This window comes from Amycolatopsis anabasis (genome assembly GCF_009765355.1).
GTDB lineage: Bacteria > Actinomycetota > Actinomycetes > Mycobacteriales > Pseudonocardiaceae > Amycolatopsis > Amycolatopsis anabasis.
Genome location: NZ_VTHK01000148.1, coordinates 1 through 1,577 on the forward strand (window position 1 = coordinate 1; position 1,577 = coordinate 1,577).

Consider the following 1,577-nt stretch of genomic DNA (forward strand, 5'->3'; position numbering starts at 1 on the left):
CCGGTCTGGTGTTTTAACGTGGGGGGTTGGTGGTTTTGACATGGGGGTGGCCACCGCTTGATGATCTGGTTCCTTCCACAGAATCTGATCACGAAAGCGGTGGCCGTGTCGGTCAGTGTGCCTCATGGGGACCTTGCTCACCAACTGCGTCGGTTGCGGCGTTTCCGGCGGGCGGTGTATTCGGCGTTTGTGGTGTGGCCGGATGTGTTGTTCGAGATGGTGGACGCGTTGTTGTGTCATCCGGGCCGGTTGGAGTCGTTGCCGTATCTGAGTTTGGAGCCGGTGTTGCGGCGTGGGCATGGCAGTGTGTATGCCGCGCTGGACAAGGGCCGGATCGACGCCGCGGTGCTGGTGGGGGTGCTGGCGGAGGTGGTGGCTCGCTCCGCGGGGCCGGTGTTCGCGCTGGATTGCTCGCAGTGGCCTCGCCCGGATGCGCCGACGAGCCCGGAGCGGACGTTGAATTACGACGCGGGCAAGGACGTTGGCGGTGGTGGCGGGGTGGTGACCCCGGGCTGGTGGTTTCAGTGGCTGGCTGCGACCGGGACGAGCGGTTCGTCCTGGGCGTCGCCGGTGTCGGTGGAGCGTGTCCCGGCGGGTGAGAACCACAATGTGGTCGCCATCGGGCAGATCGAGGCGTTGCTTCAGCACCTGCGCGCCGACGGCGTGTCCGGTGCGGGTGCTGGTGGGCAGGTTCCGATCGTGTGTGCCGATGGGGACTACAGCCCGGTGTATCTGGGTGGCCGGTTCACCGGCGAGCAGGTGCAGATCGTGGTCCGGCTGCGTAAGGACGCGGTGATGCTGGCCGACCCGCCGCCGCGGGAACCGGGCACGATCGGGCGGCCGCGGGTGCACGGGCCGAGGATGAAACTGTCCGATCCGGGCACCTGGCATGATCCCGACCAGTATCTCGCGGTGCCCGCACGCGACGGCCACGCGGCGGTGAGTGTGTCGGTGTGGCACGAGATGCACCCGCGTCCTTCCGAATCCCCGGCGCTGCGAGAACCCGGCTACCAGCTCGGGCATGCCCGCCCGGTGACCCGGGGCAGTGTGGTCTGGGTGTGCTCGGCCGACCCGGCGTATCCGCCGATGTGGCTGTTCTGGACCGGGCCGGAGGGCTCCTTCGACCTGGACCGGGTATGGCGGGCCTACCTGCGTCGTTACGACATCGAGCATCTCTTCCGGTTCCTCAAGCAGTACCTGGCCTGGACCCGCCCGCGGGTGCACGGCCCCGAGCAGGCCCTGCGCTGGAGTCAGCTCGTGGCCGTGGCCTACGTCCACCTGGACCTGGGCCGCGAACTGGTCACCGACCAGCGGCTGCCCTGGGAACGAGGCGGGACGCCCAGCCCCCTGCGCGTCAAACGCGGATTTCGCAGGCTTCACCCCCAACTGGGCACCCCGGCGAACCCGCCCAAACCCTCACAACCCGGCCCAGGCCGACCCCCAGGACGCACATCCACCCCCGCGACACGACACCGCATCATCCGCCCAGCAGCGAAAACCTAAACCCCACAACAAAAACAGGGCCACCGCCACGCGGCGGCCCTGCTCACCAAACCCTCACAACGTTAAAACACCAG

The 1,577-nt window shown here is 67.9% G+C and carries 1 protein-coding gene; it reads left to right on the top strand.

All coding sequences use genetic code 11. The features are described 5' to 3' along the window. Nucleotides 1-204 precede the first annotated feature (204 nt). Complete coding sequence (locus FXO23_RS50415; RefSeq protein WP_158896316.1) at nucleotides 205-1,503, top strand: transposase; 1,299 nt, start codon at nucleotides 205-207, stop codon at nucleotides 1,501-1,503. The last annotated feature ends 74 nt before the right edge of the window (nucleotides 1,504-1,577 follow it).